Origin of the sequence: Tardiphaga sp., assembly GCF_044340795.1 — a bacterium.
In the GTDB taxonomy this organism is placed as follows: Bacteria; Pseudomonadota; Alphaproteobacteria; order Rhizobiales; family Xanthobacteraceae; genus Tardiphaga.
This window is the reverse complement of sequence record NZ_JBIISY010000426.1, coordinates 1-2,907: the sequence shown is the minus strand read 5'-3', so window position 1 is coordinate 2,907 and position 2,907 is coordinate 1. Positions and strand designations below refer to the sequence as shown.

General features: G+C 62.9%; 2 protein-coding genes. One reads left to right on the top strand and one right to left on the bottom strand.

Annotated features, from left to right (window positions below):
- Nucleotides 1–589 (bottom strand): heme ABC exporter ATP-binding protein CcmA (ccmA, locus tag ACIQ17_RS32650; protein WP_398473715.1); only part of this gene is annotated, 589 nt, incomplete at its 3' end.
- 227 nt (nt 590–816) lie between these two features.
- On the opposite strand from ccmA, the gene acnA reads away from it, so the two are divergent.
- On the top strand, nt 817–2,907 hold a 2,091-nt coding region (acnA, locus tag ACIQ17_RS32645), incomplete at its 3' end, for an aconitate hydratase AcnA (protein WP_398473714.1).

Here is a 2,907-nt window from a genome sequence, read left to right as displayed (position 1 = left end):
CGATCCGCAATTCCCGCGCCGCAATCCCCAGCGGCGTGTGTGTCGCGGCCATGATCAGGCCGCCGGCGGCGAGATGCGCCGTCATCAGCCCGGCAAACACATTCTGGCTGCCGGCATCGAGCGCGGAGGTGGGCTCATCAAGCAGCCAGATCGGACGCTTCACCGTCAGCAGGCGGGCGATCGACAGCCGGCGGCGCTGGCCTGCAGACAAAAAACCAGCCGGCAACTGGGCGGCATGACCCAGCCCCACGGCCTCCAGCGCCGCAGCCGGCTCGCTCGCCACGCCGCCAAGGAATTCTGCCCAGAAACCAAGGTTTTCCGTCACGGTCAGAGCCGGCTTCAGGGCATCGCGATGGCCGAGATAATGGGCCTGCTCCGCCACGCTCAGCTCGGCGTCACCACCATCCAGCGCGATTGCGCCACCCGCCGGCGCGATCAGCCCGGCAATCAGCCGCAGCAGCGACGTCTTGCCGGCGCCATTGGCGCCGACCACGGCCACGGCCTCGCCTGCGTTCGCCTCGAAATCGAGTCCCGCAAACACCTCGCGACCAGCGCGTATGCATCGCAATCCATGGCCCGCCAGCCGCATCGTCACTATGTCCATCGCCTGTTGATCTGGTTCAGACGTCACGCGTTGTTGCATCATTTCGCAGGGCTGCAAACGGATTGCCGCAGTGGCAGACGTGTTAGAAACATTCTATATACGCTGTGCATTGATGCAGCACACAATCGGCCTGCAAGCGAACTGGCCATGTCCGCCGATGGTGTTCGACGCCCCGCCCCGGGGCGTCTCTCGCTTGAAATGGGACGCTTCACATGACCTCACTCGACAGTTTCAAATGCCGCAAGACCCTCAAGGTGGGCACCAAGACTTACGTCTATTACAGCCTGCCTCAGGCCGAGAAGAACGGCCTCACCGGCATCTCGAAGCTGCCCTATTCGATGAAGATCCTGCTCGAGAACCTGCTGCGCAACGAGGACGACCGGACCGTCAAGAAAGCCGATATCGAGGCTTTCGCGAAATGGGCGAAGAAGCGCAAGCTCGAGCATGAAATCGCGTTCCGCCCTGCCCGCGTGCTGATGCAGGATTTTACGGGCGTCCCTGCGGTGGTCGATCTCGCCGCCATGCGCAATGCGATGCAGGCGCTGAAGGGCGATCCGAAGAAGATCAACCCGCTGGTCCCCGTCGATCTCGTGATCGACCATTCGGTGATCGTCAACTTCTTCGGTGACAACAAGGCGTTCGGCAAGAACGTTGCCGAAGAGTACAAGCAGAACAAGGAACGCTACGAATTCCTGAAATGGGGCCAGAGCGCCTTCTCGAACTTCTCCGTGGTGCCGCCCGGCACCGGCATCTGCCATCAGGTCAATCTCGAATATCTCGCCCAGACCGTCTGGACCAAGAAGCAGAAGATGAAGGTCGGCCGCACCACCGGCACCTTTGAAGTCGCTTATCCCGACACGCTGGTGGGCACCGATTCGCACACCACCATGGTCAACGGCCTCGCCGTGCTCGGCTGGGGCGTCGGCGGCATCGAGGCGGAAGCCGCGATGCTCGGCCAGCCGCAGTCGATGCTGATGCCCGACGTGGTCGGCTTCAAGTTGTCGGGCGCGCTCAAGGAAGGCGTCACCGCCACCGACCTCGTGCTCACCGTCACGCAGATGCTGCGCAAGCAGGGCGTGGTCGGCAAGTTCGTGGAATTCTACGGCCCCGGTCTCGACGCCATGTCGGTGGCCGACAAGGCGACGATTGGCAACATGGCGCCGGAATATGGTGCGACCTGCGGCTTCTTCCCGGTCGATGCCGCCGCCCTCGATTATCTGAAGACGTCGGGCCGCAAGGCGGCGCGCGTCGCGCTGGTCGAAGCCTATTCCAAGGCGCAGGGCCTGTATCGCACGGCCAAGTCACCTGACCCGGTCTTCACCGAAACGCTGAAGCTCGATCTCGGAGATGTCGTGCCGTCGATGGCCGGCCCGAAGCGTCCGGAAGGCCGCGTCGCTCTGCCCGCCATCGCCGACGGCTTCGCCAATGCGCTTGCCAACGAGTACAAGAAGCCCAACGCCAGCGAGCGTTTCCCGGTCGGCGGCAGGAATTTCGATCTCGGCCATGGCGACGTGGTCATCGCCGCCATCACCTCCTGCACCAACACCTCGAATCCGAGCGTGCTCGTGGCCGCCGGCCTGCTGGCGCGCAACGCCGTCGCCAAGGGCCTGAAAGCAAAGCCGTGGGTGAAGACGTCGCTGGCACCGGGCTCGCAGGTCGTCGCTGAGTATCTCGCCAATTCAGGCCTGCAGCTCGATCTCGACAAGGTCGGCTTCAACCTAGTCGGCTTCGGCTGCACCACCTGCATCGGCAATTCCGGGCCGCTGCCGGAAGAGATCTCAAAGACGATCAACGAGAACGGCATCGTCGCTGCTGCCGTGCTGTCGGGCAACCGCAACTTCGAAGGCCGCGTCTCGCCGGACGTGCAGGCGAACTATCTCGCCTCGCCGCCGCTGGTCGTCGCCCATGCGCTTGCCGGTACCGTGACCAAGAATCTCGCGGTCGAACCGATCGGCGAGGGCAAGGATGGCCAACCGGTGTTCCTGAAGGACATCTGGCCGACCACGCAGGAAGTGAACGCCATCATCAAGAAATACGTCACCTCGACGATCTTCAAGAAGAAGTATGCCAACGTGTTCGACGGCGACAAGAACTGGCAGAAGATCAAGACGGTGGAGAGCGAGACCTACAAGTGGAACATGAGCTCCACTTACGTGCAGAACCCGCCCTATTTCGAAGGCATGACGAAGGTGCCGGAGCCGACCACCGATATCGTCGGCGCGCGCATCCTGGCTTTGTTCGGCGACAAGATCACCACCGACCACATCTCGCCGGCCGGTTCGATCAAGCTCACCTCGCCCGCC